The sequence below is a fragment of the Breznakibacter xylanolyticus genome, assembly GCF_003254275.1.
GTDB lineage: Bacteria > Bacteroidota > Bacteroidia > Bacteroidales > Marinilabiliaceae > Breznakibacter > Breznakibacter xylanolyticus.
The window spans coordinates 21856-39866 of the sequence record NZ_QKZK01000004.1 but is presented as its reverse complement, the minus strand read 5'-3'; the positions used below and the strand labels follow the sequence as shown (position 1 = coordinate 39866).

The window sequence follows — 18011 nt, the reverse complement described above, 5'->3', positions numbered from 1 at the left end:
AACATGAACAAATTATTGATGCTCGTGCTGTTTGCAGGCATCATGACAGGAGCAAACGCCCAAAAAGAGAGATTTAAAGCGCTCTTTATTTACAATTTCACCAAAAACATTGAGTGGCCTCCACAGGTTAAAAGCAACCACTTCATCATTGGAGTGGTTGGAAATTCGGACATCGCAGCCGAATTACAAACCATTGCCCAAACCCAAAAAGTGGGCAACCAAACTATCAAAGTCATCAACGGCAACTCAACCGATGAACTGGAATTCTGCCATCTGGTATTCCTCTCCGGCAACAAAACAGCACAATTGCCTCATTTACTGACCAAACTTTCGGGCAAACAAACGCTCATCATCACCGATGGCAAAAATTTGGCTGCCAAAGGTTCAGGCATCAGCTTCGTGCAGGATGGCGACAAGCTCAAGTTTGAAATTTGTCGCCGCAACATCGAAAAGCAAGGACTCAAAAGCAGTTCGGCACTGGCCAACCTGGGCATTGTTGTCGATTGATTCACCAACCCATAACCCAATTTATCATGATTGATTATCGTAACGCAAGCCGACGATGGCTTGCCGGCATGCTCATGACGGCATGCGTCGCATTTTCCGCCTATGCCCAAGACTCGGCGCCTAGCGTGTCGCAAATGAATGAAGAGCAAATTCACCAACTCTCGTACAACGACTTGCTCCAACTCTCACTGGAGGATTTGCTTACTGTGGCCAACCGATTTGGCATGTCGGCCGACGAAATTCTGGAGTATTTTTTGAACAAAGACATCGTGGCAGCATCCAAAAAATCGGAAAAAACCATGGAAGCTCCCATGTCATCGACCGTTATCTCGAAGGAACAAATTGAGCATTCGGGCGCCACCAACATTCCCGAGGCGTTACGTCTGGCTCCCGGCGTGATTGTGCGGGAAAAAACTCCGGGTAACTACGATGTGCACCTTCGCGGCTACGACAATGTGCCGTCGAATAACATCATGACCTACTCCGAAAATCAGCTCACATTATTGATGATTGATAATCGCCCCGTGTACAGCCACACGTTTGGAGGTACTTTTTGGGAGATGCTGCCCGTGGAGGTGAGTGACGTGGAGCGCATCGAAATTGTGCGCGGCCCATCAAGCGCTCTCTATGGCCCAAATGCCGTGACAGGCGCCATCAACATCATCACTAAACGAGCCACCGACAAAAAAGTGGCCGTCAACTTCGACAATGCCCTTGGGAACAATAACAGCCACCTGGCCAACATTGCTACTTCGTTTGGCGTGGGCAACAAACTGCTGGCACGCGTGTCGGGTAACTACCAATGGAATGGCCGTTTCAACAACGACTTTTACACTTTTTACGATTCGCAATACCACACACAAGAGTTTCTCGAAACGACGCTTGACCCTGAGGATATCACAAAAAGAACCGTTTTGAAGGAAAATGCTTCGGCACGCGAACCAAACGTGCGTCGCGCCGGTGAAAAGTATGGAGCAAATGTGGCTCTAACTTATCCGGCATCAGATAAAATCAACTTCACCCTGATGGCCGGTGCGCAAAAATCGGCTGTGCTCACGTCGATGCTCGGGAATCGTTGGGCACCATTAAGCACCCGTGAGTCGCAAACTCAGTACATCGATTTGCATGCTGATATTCATGGTTTTCAGGCGCAAATCAACTATAACACCGGAGTGAACGAATATGAAAAATTGGTACATGGCTTCAAGTGCGACATCGATGTGATCAATGCCTCACTTGAATATGATTATACCATCCACAATTTGACACTACGTCCGGGGGTGAGTTTTCAAAAAGCCAATTACAACGACATGCCCTATGTAAATGTGGACTTGCACGACGGATACATGAATGCTGATTGCGAAATGAGCACCAAAGCCGCTTCGTTACGTGCCGATTATACGGCATTTGGCAAATGGCGTCTCATTGGTGCGCTGCGCTGGGATCAGTACAACATCCCTGATGTCAATCACTTCACATACCAGTTTATGACGTCGTTTAAAATCAACGACAATCACCTGCTCCGCGCAAGCTATTCGCGAGCCAACCGCGGCCCTTTCATCACCGATACTTATTCGAATTACACCTGGTATAAAATTCCCAACGTGTTTCACATTTACTATATGGGTAACAAAAACCTGAAACTGCCCGTGATGGATATGATGGAAGTGGGTTACCGCGTGAAGCCCGTTAAGTACATCCAGGCCGATTTTGAGCTGTACCGAACCGAGATGAATGATTTCAGTTGGTTCACAGACGACAGCCTTCAATATACCGGGAAAACGTTCCCCGACCCGGCCATGCTGGCTTGGATCAATTACCACAATTTTGACCTTAAGGTGATACAATCGGGATTTTCGGCCAACATACAGGTTGCCATCAACAAAAACTTGACAATGGATTTGCACGGGAGCATCCAACAGACGGAGCTGAAGGATTTTTTCCCCGTCACCACTTTTGCCATGATACAGCAGTTGCAAGCCGATGCCATGGTCAGCCCCTATAAAAAAGCGGCGTATACCATTGACCCTTCTACATTTGTTGACCAAAGCCATGAGGCCACCCCTTCGTTTTATGGTGGTGCCAGTATCAACTACGTCTTGCGCGACAAGTGGAACCTCAACACCAGTATTTATCACTATGGCAAACAGACCTTTGCCATGAACCGCGAATCGACGGTGATTGATGCAAAAACGCTGGTGAATTTAAAGGTATCGTACAATTTTGCCAAGCAAAACAAGGTGTTTATCAACATCCGTAATCTGCTGGGCGACGACAGCAATGAGTTTGCTTTTGCCGATAAAATAGGAACCAAGTTTTTTGCAGGCGTGCAGCTGCAATTCTAACAAAACAGTTCATGATATTCATTCAAGGCTGCTTCGATGCATTTCGAGGCAGCTTTTTTATTGCCCTAATTTCTCCGTTTATCGTTGACTCCTATCAATTCATCAAAAAAACCAATGGCATCCTTTGAATATTTAACCCATAACATTCAATTATTCAACAAAAATCATCAGTTTTGAAGCCTATTTATAAAAAATTCTGTGTTTATGAAGAGATTAATGATGTTAGTCATGGTACTTGTGACCATTAGTGTGGGAGCAAGTGCACAGAAAGAGAAGTTTAAGGCCTTGTTTATCTACAACTTTACCAAAAATGTGGACTGGCCTGCGCAACTCAAGAATAACCAATTTGTAATTGGAGTGATTGGCAATTCACAAATGGCTGCCGAGTTGCAAACCATTGCACTGACCCAAAAAGTGGGCAACCTGCCTATTAAAGTGGTCAACAGCGCCTCGCCCGACGAGCTGGAATTTTGCCATCTGGTGTTCCTCTCGTCCAGCAAAACTGCGCAATTGCCCAATTTGCTTGGCAAACTGAGCGGTAAGCAAACCTTGGTAATTACCGACGGTAAAAATTTGGCTACCAAAGGATCGGCCATCAGTTTTATTCAGGATGGTGATAAACTCAAATTCGAAATCAGTCGCCGCAACATTGAGAAACAAGGATTAAAAAGCAGCTCAGCACTGGCAAATCTCGGCATCTTGGTTGATTAAAATGATAACCCATTGTAACCCGTAAAAAAATATGACAATTAACTCCTTCCTCAGCCGTCGTTGGCTGACAGCATTGGCGTTCTCAGCATCGTGCCTTGTGGCAGTAAATGCTCAAGAAGCCACCTCAACGGTTTCGGAGATGACTTCGGAACAAATACAACAACTCTCTTACAACGATTTGTTGCAACTCTCACTGGAAGATCTCATTACCGTGGCCAACAAGTTTGGCATGTCGGCCGACGAAATGCTCGAGTACTTCCTCAACAAAGACATTGTGGCCGCCTCAAAAAAGGCTGAAAAGTCTATGGAATCGCCCCTTTCATCGACCGTTATTTCAAAAGAACAGATTGAACGGTCGGGTGTAACCAACATCCCCGAGGCACTGCGATTAGCGCCGGGCGTGATTGTGCGCGAAAAAACGCCGGGCAACTACGATGTGCATGTGCGTGGGTACGACAACATTCCGTCGAACAACATTCTCACCTATTCCGAGAACATGCTCACCCTACTGATGATCGACAATCGTCCCGTGTACAGCTACGCCTTTGGCGGAACATTTTGGGAAACACTGCCCATTGAGGTGAGCGATGTGGAACGCATCGAAATCATTCGCGGACCTTCCAGTGCCCTTTATGGCCCCAATGCTGTGTCGGGTGCCATCAACATCATCACCAAAAAAGCCACTTCTAAATCAGTGGCGGTTAGCTTTGACAACGCGCTGGGCAACAACAACACCAACATTGCCAACATTGCCTCCACTTTTGGCATTGGCAACAAATTGTTGGCACGTGTGTCGGGGAACTACCAGTGGAACGGGCGTTTTCAGAACGACTTTTTTACTTTTTACGATTCCCGTTATCACACTCAGGATTTTTTGGAGATCACCAAGGATAAAGATGGCATGTATTTGAAAGAAAATGCCTCAGACATTGAACCCAACCCACGTCGTGCTGGCGAAAAATTTGGTGGCAATGTTGCACTTTACTATCCTGTAAATGATAAGGTGAATTTTGAACTGGCAGCCGGCGCACAAAAATCAGCCGTGCTCACCTCCATGCTTGGAAACCGCATGGTTCCCTTCAGTATTCGTGAATCGCAAACCCAATACATCGATTTTAAAGCAAATGCAGGCGGTTTGCAGGCTCAGGTTAACTACATGGCTGGTGACCAGGAATACGAAAAAATGGTGAAAGGTTTCCACATCGACCTGCAATCGTTTAATGCCAACCTGGAGTACGATTACAAGATTCAAAACCTCAGCCTCCGTCCGGGCGTGAGCTATCAACAGGCTTCGTACGACGACAGCAAATACGTCAACACCGCCATCAAAGAGGGCTATCTCAACGGCAAGTGCGTACTGAGCACCGTGGCCGCCTTTATGCGTGCCGATTATACTGCTTTTGATAAACTACGTCTCGTTGGTGCCGTGCGTTGGGATAAATACAACAAACCCGATGTCACCCACATGACCTATCAATTTATCACCTCATACAAAATTAACGATAATCATCTGGTGCGCGGGGTGTATTCACGAGCCAACCGCGGTCCGTTTATGACCGATACCTACTCGGATTTTACATGGCAACGGATTCCCGGTGCATTTAATATTCTTTACCTTGGTAATGAAAACCTCAAACTTCCTGTGATGGACATGATTGAATTTGGGTACCGCGTGAAACCTGTCAAATACATCCAGGCCGATTTTGAAGTGTTCCAAACAAAAACTAAAGACTACAGTTGGTTTATGCCCCAAAGCATAGCTATTAAATTATCAGAGTCAGGTAAACCAATGATGGAAGGTATTATTGGTTATGACAATTTTGACATGACGACAACACAAATAGGGTTTTCAGGTAATATCCAAATTGCCGTTAATAAAAATTTAACTATGAATGTGTTTGGTAATATCCAAAAAACTGAACTCGATCATTTTTATGCAAGAAAGGCTTCTGAAATATTAGAGGAAATGGTAGGTAAATTGCAAACTCCCGATCAACCTGTTAATAATGAAGTAAAAGATGCCGATTTCGTTGATCAAACCCACAAATCAACCCCCAGCTATTATGGTGGTGGCAGCGTCAACTACATCTTTAAAGAAAAGTGGAACATCAACACCAGCTTTTACTATTACGGCAAACAGACCTTTGCAATGACCTTTATGGATACCGAGATTCCGGCCAAAACGCTGGTAAATGCCAAGGTATCGTACAACTTTGCCAAGGAAAACAAAGTGTTTGTGAACGTACGCAACCTGCTGAACGACGACAGCAATGAGTTCGCATTTGCCGATCAAATCGGGACCAAGTTTTTTGCCGGTGTGCAACTGAACTTTTAAATATAAGTGTGTATTCTGAAGAGGGCTGTCGCTGGATTTCCAGCGATGGCCCTTTTTTTTGTGGGCAAAAATATTTTCGCATAATTGATGCGTAACTCTTTTTTTTGGAAGGCTGAGCCCTTATTTTTGCATCAAACCAATTAATGAACTCGTTATGATGCAACCCCAAGTGAGTATCATCATGGGCAGCACTTCCGACCTCAAGGTGATGGAAAAAGCTGCTCAATTGCTCAACGACCTGAAGGTACCGTTTGAGATTAACGCCCTGTCAGCGCACCGAACCCCCGAAGCCGTTGAATCGTTTGCCAAAGGCGCCGAAGCACGCGGCATCAAAGTGATCATTGCCGCCGCCGGCATGGCTGCCCATTTACCGGGTGTGATCGCCTCGATGACCAAGCTCCCCGTCATTGGGGTGCCCATCAAAGCCTCGCTCGACGGCCTGGATGCCCTGCTGGCCATTGTGCAAATGCCTCCCGGCATCCCCGTGGCCACCGTAGGCATTGATGGCGCCCAAAACGCCGGCATCCTGGCTGTGCAAATGCTTTCGCTGGCCGACAAAGATTTGGCTACTCGTCTGGATGCCTTCAAAGAAGGTCTTAAGGAAAAAATTGTGAAAGCCAACGACGAACTCAAAGCCATCAGCTACGAGTTCAAAACAAATTGATTTTCGATAACATTCCTTAAAAAAGGGAGGTGCACATCACGCACCTCCCTTTTTTATTAAATATCACATTCCCTGTTTTATGAATGATACAAATTATTAATTTTAAAATCTGAGAAACAAACCATCAACCAAAATCCTTTGAAATGATACAAACCAACAGCATCGCCCTTGTGCTAGAGGGTGGTGGCTTTAGAGGCATGTTTACAGCAGGCATCTTAGATGTTTTAATTCATGAAAACATCTTCTTTAATTATATCATTGCCGTTTCGGCAGGTGCCGCCTGTGGAATTTCTTATGTAACTAAACAAGCCGGACGGTCACTCGAACAAAATAAATACATTCGAGACAAACGCTATTGCAGCCTGACACATTTGGTGAAACACGGAAGTTACTTTAATTGGGATTTCATTTTTCACACCATCCCCACGCAACTGGTTCCGCTGGATTATGGCATGATGAACAATCAACAGTCACGCATGAAAGTCGTTGTGTCGAACATTATCACGGGGCAGCCCGAGTACATAGAAATTTCCCTTCAATCGCCTCAAATAATTAAAGAGTTACTCACAGCCACGTCATCGCTTCCCATTATTTCGAAACCCTGCCAAATCAACAAATATCTTTACATGGATGGCGGACTGACCGACTCCATTCCCATCCGTCACGCACTCGAAGACGGCAACCAAAGGGCGGTGGTTATTTTGACGAGAGAAAAAGGATATCGGAAGAAATCTATGAAACTGGCTTTTGTGCTTCGGTTTATGTACCATAAATACCCTAAACTGGTTGAAATGATGCTCAACCGGGTACATCAATACAATCAATCACTCGATTTAATTGACCAACTGGAGCGAGAAGGAAAAATATTTGTTATTCGTCCCGAAAACCCCATTCCGGTGTCGAGGTTAGAGAATAACCCCGAAAACCTTCATAAAGCACATCACGAAGCCATCATTCAAATGAAACATACTCTCTCATCATTGCAGAAATGGCTTCATTCGACCGAACACAAAACAATCGACATTCTAGAATTAGAATAGCGACACCACCCCCACCGCCAAAAATCCCGTTACGAATCCCGCCAGCGTTTGAGCCGGGGTGTGAGCGTTGAGGTAAAGACGAGCCATTGCCACCAATGCGCTGGCCACAATGAGCAACAGAAAGAAAGGGTGGATTCCCAGCCCCAGGCGAAACGACAAGGCCACCATCATGCCCGTAACACCCCCAATGCCGGTGAGGTGAAGGCTAATTTTCCACCAATGGCTCACCACCAATGTCACCATCAAGGCCACCATGGAACCAATGATGAACTTGAGCATAAACACGGGCAGATGCAGCCGTTTGAGCACCACAAAACCCAGGTAATAAAACACGCCCGTCAGCAATACGGGAATCACCCGCTCGCGGGCGGTCTCCATTTTAAAACTCTTGATGAGCTTAAACTGCAACAGCAAAGGCAAGGTGCTCAGGGGTAACAAACATCCCGATGCAAACACCACCAGATAAACCATGCGGCGGTACTCGAAAGGCAAAAAGGCCAGATGTGTGCCCGACTGAAAAATCATGAAAATGCCTAACAACGGCATCAGCATGGGATGAAACACAACCGAGGCTCCCACGGCCAAATACTTACGGATATCTGATTTCAAAGGATGGTGATTTAGCTGATTACAATTCTTTGCGCAGGCGAGCCACGGGAATGTTGAGCTGCTCGCGATACTTGGCCACCGTGCGTCGGGCAATGTTGTACGATTTTTCCTTAAGGATATCGGCCAGCTGATCGTCGGTGAGGGGCTTGCGTTTGTTTTCCCCGGCAATGCACTCCTCCAAAATTTTCTTGATTTCGCGGGTGCTCACCTCTTCGCCCGAATCGGTTTGCATCCCCTCCGAAAAGAAATACTTGAGCGGGAAAATGCCAAAATGCGTCTGGATGTACTTGCTGTTCGACACGCGCGAAATGGTCGAAATGTCGAGCCCCGTCATTTCGGCAATGTCCTTGAGAATCATGGGGCGAAGACGCATCTCGTCGCCCTCCTTGAAGTACTCGTTTTGATATTTGAGGATGGCATTCATCACCAGCAACAGGGTGTTTTGACGTTGCCTGATGGCATCGATAAACCATTTGGCCGAGTCGAGCTTTTGCTTCACAAACATCACGGCCTCTTTTTGATCCTTGCTTTGGTTCTTTTTGTTGCTGCTGTATTCCTGTAACATCTCGGCGTAAGTGGCGCTGATGCGCAACTCGGGAATGTTGCGCTGATTGAGCTCCAGGTTAAACTCATCGCCATCCATGTCGAGGATAAAGTCGGGGATGATGTGCGCCACGGTTTTGGTGAGCGGGTTGCTGTACGAGCTGCCCGGCTTGGGGTTGAGATGCAGAATTTCGTCCATGGCCTCCTTCAAATCCTCGTCCTCGAGGTGGAGGCGTTTCAATATTTTATCGTAATGCTTGCGGGTGAACTCCTCAAAATGATGCTTGAGAATGTTGTATGCCGTTTCAATCACGGGGTCGCTCATGTCCTTGCGCACCATTTGCAACAGCAGGCACTCCTGCAGGTCGCGGGCAGCCACGCCGGGAGGGTCGAAGTTTTGCACCACACGCAGCACCTCAAAAGCCTCTTCTTCGGTCACCTCAATGTTTTGAGCAAAAGCCATGTCGTCAACAATCTCCTCGATTTGGCGGCGCAAATAGCCGTCTTCGTCGATGTTGCCGATGATGTATTCGGCAATGACCTGCTGCTTTTCGGTAAGAATTTGCAGGCCGAGCTGCGAAATCAGGTTTTCGTGAAACGACGAGCCCACCGAAAAGGGGATGTCCTCGTGCTTATCGTCTTTTGAGTAGTTGCGCTCCTGAAGGCGATAGGCGGGGATGTCATCGTTTTGCAGATAATCGTCAATGGTGGTTTCGTTCTTATCCTGGTCGGGTTCGTTACGATCGGCCGGTTCATCGCTGTCGGGGTCATCGGCGGGACGCTCGAGCTCCAACACAGGATTTTCTTCCAGCTCTTGCTTGATGCGCTGTTCGAGCTGCATGGCCGGAATTTCCAAAAGTTTAATCACCTGTATTTGCAGGGGCGAAAGCTTTTGAAGTAATTTTTGTTGAAGGCTTTGTTTTAACATACCCGGTAGTTTTGGTTGAATCAGGTGCGATGTCACAAAATTAGGCTTAATTCACCAAAAGGCCAAGGGGCACAAATGGGTTTGAAAGCACCCCGTTCTCCTGATTACGACATACAACACTTCAATGCTCAGAACGATGCCCTCTTGCCGGTGGTCATGGCGCAGCCTCCCGTATTGCTGCCCGATGAGGTGAGGCCACCCGTGAAACCTTCATTTGGGTGGCCATTCTGTTGGTGATGGCTTTTACTTATGTGTTGAAGAATGAGAAATCATAATTCCTTAACTTCCACTTTCTCGCATCTACATTGTGTGATGTTCATTCCACGACTCCCTTGGAGTCAAACGTTCAAGGCGTTGGTTAATTAACAGACATTTGTCAAATAAAAAAAAAGCGTCGGAACATGCTCCGACGCCTTTTTTGTGACGTTTTATTTTGGCAGGCACAGGACATGCCCTGTGCCTACGAATTATCCCGTTGCACAACCCCCACCTTAATTGACAATCCTGCACGCCCACACGCATCTTTTTTATATTTTTGCCCCTTCAATAAATTCATTGAAGCGAAGCTAAATAAACGATCAAACATGGAACCAGCAGGCAAGTACAACCCCTCGGCATCGGAACAAAAATGGTATCAGTATTGGATGGAGAAAGGATTTTTCCGCTCCACCCCCGACCATCGTGAACCCTACACCATTGTGATTCCGCCGCCCAACGTCACCGGGGTGCTGCACATGGGTCACATGCTCAACAACACCATTCAGGACATCTTGATTCGTCGTGCGCGCATGTTGGGCAAAAATGCCTGTTGGGTGCCGGGTACCGACCATGCTTCCATTGCCACCGAAGCCAAGGTGGTGAACAAGCTGCGCGATCAGGGCATCGAAAAAACCAGTCTCACCCGCGACGCCTTTTTGGGGCACGCCTGGGATTGGACCGATAAGCACGGTGGCATCATCCTCGAGCAGCTCAAAAAACTGGGCGCCTCGTGCGACTGGGATCGCACCTCCTTCACCATGGACGAAGTGCGCAGCCGGGGCGTCATCAAAGTGTTTGTCGACCTTTACAACAAAGGGCTCGTTTACCGCGGCATCCGCATGGTCAACTGGGATCCCAAAGCCAAAACCGCCCTCAGCGACGAGGAGGTCATCTACAAAGAAGTTCAGTCGAAACTTTACTACCTCAAATATCAAATCGAAGGCACCTCGGAGTTTGTGACCGTGGCCACCACCCGTCCCGAAACCATTTTGGGCGATACGGCCGTGTGTGTCAACCCCAACGACGACCGCTTTAAACACCTCGTTGGCAAACGCGTGCTGGTGCCTCTCATCAACCGCTCCATCCCCGTGCTGGCCGACGATTACGTGGACATGGAGTTTGGAACCGGCTGCCTCAAAATCACCCCGGCACACGACATCAACGACTACGAAATTGGCATGCGCTTCAACCTCGAAAGCATCGACATCCTCAACGATGACGGTACTTTGAGCGACAAAGCCGGCATGTATGTGGGCATGGATCGTTTTGATGTGCGCACCCAAATTGCCAAAGACCTCGACAAGGCCGGCAACCTGCTCAAAACCGAAGACTACACCAACAAGGTGGGCTTTTCGGAACGCACCGATGCCGTGATCGAACCCAAACTCAGCACCCAGTGGTTCCTCAAAATGAGCGAACTGGCCAAACCGGCCCTCGACGCGGTGATGAACGACGACATTGAGTTCCATCCCAAAAAATTCAAAAACCTGTACCGCCACTGGATGGAAAACGTCAAGGATTGGTGCATCTCCCGTCAGCTGTGGTGGGGGCATCGCATCCCCGTTTACTACCTGGCTGATGGCGGCTTTGTGGTGGCCGAAACCGAGGCCGAAGCCCTGGCGGCTGCCAAAGCCAAAACCGGCAACAACGCCCTCACCTTGGCCGACCTCCGTCAGGACGAAGACGTGCTCGACACCTGGGCCTCGTCGTGGCTGTGGCCCATCACCGTGTTCGACGGCTTTGGCGACGATCAAAAAGAAATCGACTACTACTACCCCACCAACGACCTGGTGACGGGTCACGACATCATCTTCTTCTGGGTAGCCCGCATGATCATGGCCGGATATGCCTTTAAAGGCAAATATCCCTTCAAAAACGTGTACTTCACCGGCATGGTGCGCGACAAAATTGGCCGCAAGATGAGCAAATCGCTCGGCAACAGCCCCGACCCCCTCGACCTGATTGAGAAGTTTGGTGCCGATGGCGTGCGCGTGGGCATGTTGCTCTGCTCTCCTGCCGGCGGCGACCTCCGTTTCGACGAGAGTTTGCCCGAACAGGGGCGCAACTTCGCCAACAAAATCTGGAACGCTTTCCGTCTGGTCAACAATCAAACCATCGAAACTTCCATTGCCCAGCCCCAAAGTGCTGCCCTGGCCGTTGAATGGTTTGGTCACAAACTCAACGAAACCATTGAGGTGATGAACGATCACTTCGACAAATACCGCATCTCCGATGCCCTTATGACCATCTACACCGTGTTTTGGCAAGAGTTTTCGAGCTGGTACCTCGAGATGATCAAGCCTGGTTATCAGCAACCCATCGATGCCAAAACCTATGAGGCGACCATGAACTATTTTGAGCAACTGCTCAAACTGTTGCATCCCTTTATGCCTTTCATCAGCGAAGATTTGTGGCAGCAAATGGGGCATCGTGCCGATGGTCAGTCGGTGATGGTGGCGCAGTGGCCAGCGGGCGGCAGCTACGACAAGGCACTGCTCGACCGCTTTGAGCAATTCAAAGAGGTGACCGGCGCCATCCGCACCATCCGTCTCGAGAAAAACATCCCTCAAAAAGATGCCCTCAAACTGCAGGTGTTGGCTAATGGCGATGCTTTTGATGCCTACTACAACGCCATCCTTCTTAAGCTGAACAACCTCAGCACCATCGACATGGTGACCGACAAACCGGCCGATGCCATGTCGTTCCTGGTCAAGACCAACGAGTTCTTCATCCCCATGGAGGGTCTCATCGATGTGGAAGCCGAACTCAAGCGCATGCGCGAGGAACTGGCTTACCAGGAGGGTTTCCTCGTTTCGGTGATGAAGAAACTGAGCAACGAACGCTTTGTGGCCGGCGCGCCCAAAGATGTGTTGGCAAAAGAGCAACAGAAACAGGCCGATGCCGAAGCCAAAATCAAGGCTCTGAAGGAGGGCATCGAACGCCTCTCGTAAGGAGTATCAATCCTCAGGGTTTCATCCAAATAAAAGCCCCCATCGACACAGGTTTCGATGGGGGCTTTTCACATTTTATTATTGCAGGATGGTTGAATTTTGTTCGTGCATTTGATGATGAGGAAACAAAAGGCTGTCACCCCAATTGGGGTAACAGTCTTTTCAATTACTATTTCTCCTGTCTCCCCTCCTTTGGAGGGGTTGGGGGAGGCTTTATTTCTTATTGATATAGTTCACAATCCACTCGCCCACGGCCGATGTGCTCAGGGCTTTGTCTTTGTTGTCGGCAATGTCGATGGTCACGGCCTGCGCAGTCATCGATGCAGCAACGGCTTCGCGAATCAGGGCACCTTCGTCCATCAGGTTAAAGGCCGATTCGAGCATCATGGCAGCCGAAAGAATGGTAGCCAATGGGTTGGCAATGTTTTTGCCGGCCGCCTGCGGGTACGATCCGTGAATGGGCTCGAACACCGACGTGTGAATACCCACCGATGCCGAGGGCAACAGACCCATAGAGCCGGTAATAACGCTTGCCTCGTCGGTGAGGATGTCGCCAAACATGTTTTCGGTCACCATCACGTCGAAGTTGGTGGGCCATTGAATGATTTGCATGGCCGCGTTGTCCACAAACATATATTCGGTGGTCACTTCGGGGTATTGGGGAGCCATTTCCTGAGCCACTTCGCGCCACAGGCGTGAACTTTCCAACACGTTGGCTTTGTCGACCACGGTGAGTTTTTTGCGGCGTTTCATGGCAAATTCGTAACCTAATTTGAGGATGCGTTCCACCTCGGCACGGGTGTATGTACAAGTATCGAAAGCGGTATTGCCATTGTCGGTACGTCCTTTTTCGCCAAAATAAATGCCACCGGTGAGCTCGCGGATGGCCACAAAATCGGCTCCTTCAACCAACTCGCGGCGCAGGGGCGACTTGTGCAGCAACGACGCAAATGTTTCTACCGGACGGATGTTGGCATACAGTCCCAGTTTTTTGCGCATGGCCAAAAGACCTTGCTCGGGACGTACTTTGGCCTTGGGATCGTTATCGAATTTGGGGTCGCCAATGGCACCAAAAAGCACGGCATCACTTTGCATGCAAAGCTCGTGGGTGTCGTCGGGATAAGGGTTGCCCACCTGATCGATGGCGCAAGCACCGACAATACCATATTTATAAGTCAGTTCGTGACCTTTTTTTTGACAAACGGCTTTCACCACGTTCAAAGCCTGCTCCATGATTTCCGGGCCAATACCGTCGCCGGGAAGGACTGCAATGTTTAGTTTCATTTATTTATCTTTTTAGTATCAAGTATCAAGACATGAGTATCAAGATGTGAGTATCAAGTATCAAGATGTGAACATTAGGAGTTTTGTTTCTTGACACTTTCGTCTTGCGACGATATCTACAGCTCATCCCTCCAACTCTTTTTTAACTTAAGGGTTCCGCTCTCCACCATGTTGAGCATTTTGACGGTGGCTTTGATGGCGGCCTCTATCTGGTCGGCATCCAGACCCCGTGTTTTAAATTCGGTGCCCTTGTAGTTCCAGGTAATGATGTTTTCAACCAGGGCATCGGTTTTTCCTCCCGGGGGGATGCTGACCCAGTAATCGGTGAGGGTTGGATAGGCTTTGCCCAGTCGGTCGTAAATTTTCCAGATGCACTTCATAAAGGCATCATATTGACCATCGCCGGGCGAGTACTCCTGATAGGTCTCATTGTCGATGGTGAGGCTCACCGAGGCGACCGGCTTGAGACCGCGAGCCACCGACAGGCTGTAATTTTCGACCTTTATTTTTTGATGAATGGCACTGGTTTGCAGCACGTCGGAGATGATGTAGGGCAAATCTTCGGTGGTGACCGTTTCCTTGCGGTCGCCCAGTTCAATAACGCGTTGGGTGACCAGTTTCATCTCCTCGGTCGACAAGTCGATGCCGAGTTCCTGTAAATTCTTAAGAATGTTGGCACGTCCCGACGTTTTGCCCAGGGCATACTTGCGGATGCGCCCAAAACGCTCGGGCAACAGGTTGTTGTAATACAAGTTGTCCTTGTTGTCGCCGTCGGCGTGGATGCCTGCGCATTGGGTAAACACATATTCACCCGTGATGGGCTTGTTGCTGGGAATGCGAATCCCGCTAAATGTTTCCACCACATGACTCACTTTGGTGAGTTTACTTTCCACCAGGTTCGATTCAAATTTCAGGTGGTCGTTAATCACACCAATCACCGAAGCAAGTGGCGTGTTGCCGGCGCGTTCTCCCAAACCGTTTACGGTGGTGTGGGCTCCGCGTGCACCGCATTTAAGGGCTTCGTACACGTTGGCCACGGCAAAGTCGTAGTCATTGTGAGCATGAAAATCAAAGTGCAGTTCGGGGTAACGGGTCACCATGTCGGTGATGAAATCGCGTGTTTGGTCGGGGTTGAGGATGCCCAGGGTATCGGGCAGCATAAATCGGCGGATGTTGGTGTCACGCAACTCGTCGATGAGAAAATAGACGTAGTCGGGCGACTTCATCATGCCATTGGACCAATCTTCGAGGTAGATGTTCACATCAATGTCCATCTGCGCAGCCAATGCCAAATTGGCCTTGATGTCGGCCACATGCTCCTGGGGGGATTTGCGCAGCTGACTGGTCACATGCTTGAGCGACCCTTTGGTGAGCAGGTTGATGACACGGGCACCAGAGTCTTTAATCCATTTGAGCGAAACACCGTTGTCAACAAAACCCAGCACTTCAACCTTATTGATGCATTGGTTGCGTCGTGCCCACTCGGCGATGCGCTGCACGCCGTGAAATTCGCCTTCCGACACGCGTGCCGAGGCGACTTCAATCCGGTCAACCCCTACTTCCTCGAGGAGAAGACGGGCGATGGCCAGCTTTTCTGCTTCGTTAAACGACACTCCGGTGGTTTGCTCACCATCGCGAAGTGTGGTGTCCATGATTTCTACTCGCATCTGTTACCTAAAAAAAGGTCGGCATCACCGGCATGAAAACCGGTGATGCCGGCCATGTTTGATTTCGAAAAAAAAGGGAGCTCATCATCGTTACAGACGATGCACTCCCATTCTTGACATCATTAGTTTTGACGGTTTTTTTCAAACGCTTCAATATCGCCTTTAATGCTCAGCAAAAAGTCGATATCATCGTATCCGTTCAACAGGCAATTGCGTTTGTAGCTGTTGATTTCAAAACTCTCAACCACCCCTGTTGTCATGTTGGTGATGGTTTTGGCTTCCAAATCAACTTTTACTTTGGCCTTGGGATCTTTGTTGACGCAGTCGAACAACGATGCCAAAAAACCTTCGCTCACCACCACGGGCAACACACCATTGTTGAGGGCGTTACCGCGGAAAATGTCGGCGAAAAAGCTTGACACGACCACCTTAAAACCATATCCGGCGATGGCCCAGGCGGCATGCTCGCGGCTCGATCCCGAACCGAAGTTTTTGCCGGCTACCAGTACGCTTCCCGAGTAAATGGGGTTATTGAGGACGAAGTCCTTTTTGGGTGAGCCATCCTTTTCGTAGCGCCAGTCGCAAAACAGGTTGTTTCCAAAACCTTCTTTGGTGGTGGCTTTCAAAAAGCGGGCAGGAATAATCTGGTCAGTATCCACATTCTCAATCGGAAGGGGTACAAATGTCGACTCGAGGGTCGTAAATTTTTCTATAGGCATGATGCTTCCTTCGTTTTTAAAGTGATACCATTAAATAATCGTTCGCGGATCGGTAATCACACCGGTGATGGCGGCAGCAGCAGCGGTGAGCGGGCTGGCCAGCATGGTGCGAGATCCGGGACCCTGACGGCCTTCGAAGTTGCGGTTAGATGTAGATACTGCAACCATTCCGGCTGGCACTTTATCGTCGTTCATGGCCAAACATGCCGAGCAACCCGGCTGGCGGAATTCAAAACCGGCTTCGTTCAGAATTTTCTCAATACCTTCTTCTTTGGCCTGTTTTTCAACCTGCCGGCTACCGGGAACAATCCAGGCAACTACGTTAGCTGCTTTTTTCTTCCCTTTCACGGCTTCGGCAAACATGCGCAAATCTTCAATACGACCATTGGTACAGCTGCCCACGAACACGTAGTCCACTTTTTTACCAATCAATTGATCGCCGGGAGCAAAACCCATGTAATCCATCGACTTGTTGAAGGTGATGTGTGAAGCTGGTTCGATTGAATCCAAGGTTGGGATATTGGCTGTGATGCCAGCACCCATACCCGGGTTCGTTCCATAGGTAATCATGGGCTCAATGTCTTCGGCCTTGTAGGTGTATTCTTTGTCGAATACGGCATCTGCATCTGAATGCAGCGTGCGCCAGTAGGCCACTGCTTTGTCCCAATCGGCACCTTTGGGGGCGTATTCACGACCTTTCACATACTCAATGGTCACTTCATCAGCCGCAATCATGCCGCCGCGCGCGCCTAACTCGATGCTCATGTTACACAGGGTCATCCGGGCTTCCATCGAAAGGCTGCGAATGGCCGAACCTGCAAACTCAACGAAATATCCGGTGCCACCACCGGTGGTCAATTGCGCGATGATGTAAAGAGCGATGTCTTTTGAAGTCACCCCTTTGCCCAGCTGACCTTCTACGTTGATGCGCATCTTTTTGGGTTTGGGCTGCATGATGCATTGGGTAGAAAGCACCATTTCAACCTCGCTGGTTCCAATACCGAAAGCGATGGCACCAAAAGCACCATGGGTCGATGTGTGGCTGTCGCCGCATACAATGGTCATCCCGGGTTGTGTGATGCCCAATTCGGGGCCTACCACGTGAACGATGCCGTTATAAGGATGCCCCAAGCCAAATTGTGTAACGCCAAATTCTTCGCAGTTTTTGGCCAACGTTTGCACCTGGTGGCGAGACAATTCTTCGCGGATTGGCAAATGCTGCTCCAGCGTTGGAATGTTGTGGTCGGGTGTGGCAAAGGTTTGGTTCGGACGGAACACCTTGATGCCACGGGCTCTTACACCTGCAAAAGCCTGGGGACTGGTCACTTCGTGAACAAAGTGACGGTCGATATACACGACAGAGGGTCCGTCTTCAACGGACTTCACCACGTGTGCGTCCCAAATCTTGTCGAAAAGCGTTTTTCCAGCCAATTTTCAACGTTTTAAAAGG

General features: G+C 49.0%; 14 protein-coding genes. 8 read left to right on the top strand and 6 right to left on the bottom strand.

The genetic code is table 11. The features are described 5' to 3' along the window. Positions 1-3 precede the first annotated feature (3 nt). The 6 genes from LX69_RS03200 to LX69_RS03175 all read left to right on the top strand — a co-directional run bounded on the left by LX69_RS03200 (position 4) and on the right by LX69_RS03175 (position 7602). A complete protein-coding gene (locus tag LX69_RS03200) occupies positions 4-507 on the top strand; it encodes a YfiR family protein (protein ID WP_111444378.1) in 504 nt (167 codons plus the stop codon). A 26-nt stretch (positions 508-533) separates the two neighbouring features. After that, entirely contained in the window at positions 534-2852 is a 2319-nt protein-coding gene (locus LX69_RS03195; protein WP_146260624.1) for a TonB-dependent receptor plug domain-containing protein, read from the top strand. A gap of 204 nt (positions 2853-3056) precedes the next feature. Then, positions 3057-3563, top strand: a complete 507-nt coding sequence (locus LX69_RS03190; RefSeq protein WP_111444376.1) for a YfiR family protein — start codon at positions 3057-3059, stop codon at positions 3561-3563. 31 nt (positions 3564-3594) lie between these two features. Continuing rightward, positions 3595-5898, top strand: a complete 2304-nt coding sequence (locus LX69_RS03185; protein ID WP_111444375.1) for a TonB-dependent receptor plug domain-containing protein — start codon at positions 3595-3597, stop codon at positions 5896-5898. A gap of 154 nt (positions 5899-6052) precedes the next feature. Continuing rightward, the gene (gene purE, locus LX69_RS03180) at positions 6053-6562 is read left to right on the top strand and encodes a 5-(carboxyamino)imidazole ribonucleotide mutase (protein WP_245934930.1); all 510 of its coding nucleotides are present in this window, start codon (positions 6053-6055) and stop codon (positions 6560-6562) included. Between the two features lie 143 nt (positions 6563-6705). Then, the gene (locus tag LX69_RS03175) at positions 6706-7602 is read left to right on the top strand and encodes a patatin-like phospholipase family protein (protein WP_111444374.1); all 897 of its coding nucleotides are present in this window, start codon (positions 6706-6708) and stop codon (positions 7600-7602) included. On the opposite strand, the gene LX69_RS03170 is transcribed toward LX69_RS03175, so the two are convergent. Together LX69_RS03170 and rpoN are read right to left on the bottom strand one after the other, a co-directional pair. After that, positions 7594-8211, bottom strand: coding sequence for a phosphatase PAP2 family protein (locus LX69_RS03170; RefSeq protein ID WP_245934929.1), 618 nt, complete (start codon positions 8209-8211; stop codon positions 7594-7596). The two genes, LX69_RS03175 and LX69_RS03170, sit on opposite strands and share 9 nt — an antisense overlap. A gap of 19 nt (positions 8212-8230) precedes the next feature. Continuing rightward, positions 8231-9682 (bottom strand): RNA polymerase factor sigma-54, encoded by a 1452-nt coding sequence (rpoN, locus tag LX69_RS03165; protein ID WP_111444373.1) that lies wholly within the window; start codon positions 9680-9682, stop codon positions 8231-8233. Positions 9683-9757: 75 nt separating this feature from the next. On the opposite strand from rpoN, the gene LX69_RS17690 reads away from it, so the two are divergent. Further along, positions 9758-9919: a hypothetical protein gene (locus LX69_RS17690; protein ID WP_170124217.1), complete on the top strand. Its 162-nt coding sequence runs from the start codon at positions 9758-9760 to the stop codon at positions 9917-9919. A gap of 347 nt (positions 9920-10266) precedes the next feature. Then, positions 10267-12891 carry a valine--tRNA ligase gene (locus LX69_RS03160; RefSeq protein WP_111444372.1) on the top strand — a complete coding sequence of 875 codons (2625 nt, stop codon included), beginning with the start codon at positions 10267-10269 and terminating at the stop codon, positions 12889-12891. A gap of 213 nt (positions 12892-13104) precedes the next feature. On the opposite strand, the gene leuB is transcribed toward LX69_RS03160, so the two are convergent. The 4 genes from leuB to leuC form a co-directional block, all read right to left on the bottom strand. Further along, a complete protein-coding gene (leuB, locus tag LX69_RS03155; protein ID WP_111444371.1) occupies positions 13105-14175 on the bottom strand; it encodes a 3-isopropylmalate dehydrogenase in 1071 nt (356 codons plus the stop codon). 116 nt (positions 14176-14291) lie between these two features. Then, a complete protein-coding gene (locus tag LX69_RS03150; RefSeq protein ID WP_111444370.1) occupies positions 14292-15827 on the bottom strand; it encodes an alpha-isopropylmalate synthase regulatory domain-containing protein in 1536 nt (511 codons plus the stop codon). A 137-nt stretch (positions 15828-15964) separates the two neighbouring features. Then, positions 15965-16561: a 3-isopropylmalate dehydratase small subunit gene (leuD, locus tag LX69_RS03145; RefSeq protein WP_111444369.1), complete on the bottom strand. Its 597-nt coding sequence runs from the start codon at positions 16559-16561 to the stop codon at positions 15965-15967. Positions 16562-16591: 30 nt separating this feature from the next. Then, on the bottom strand, positions 16592-17992 hold the full coding sequence (leuC, locus tag LX69_RS03140) for a 3-isopropylmalate dehydratase large subunit (RefSeq protein WP_111444368.1): 1401 nt from the start codon (positions 17990-17992) through the stop codon (positions 16592-16594). Between the last annotated feature and the right edge of the window lie 19 nt (positions 17993-18011).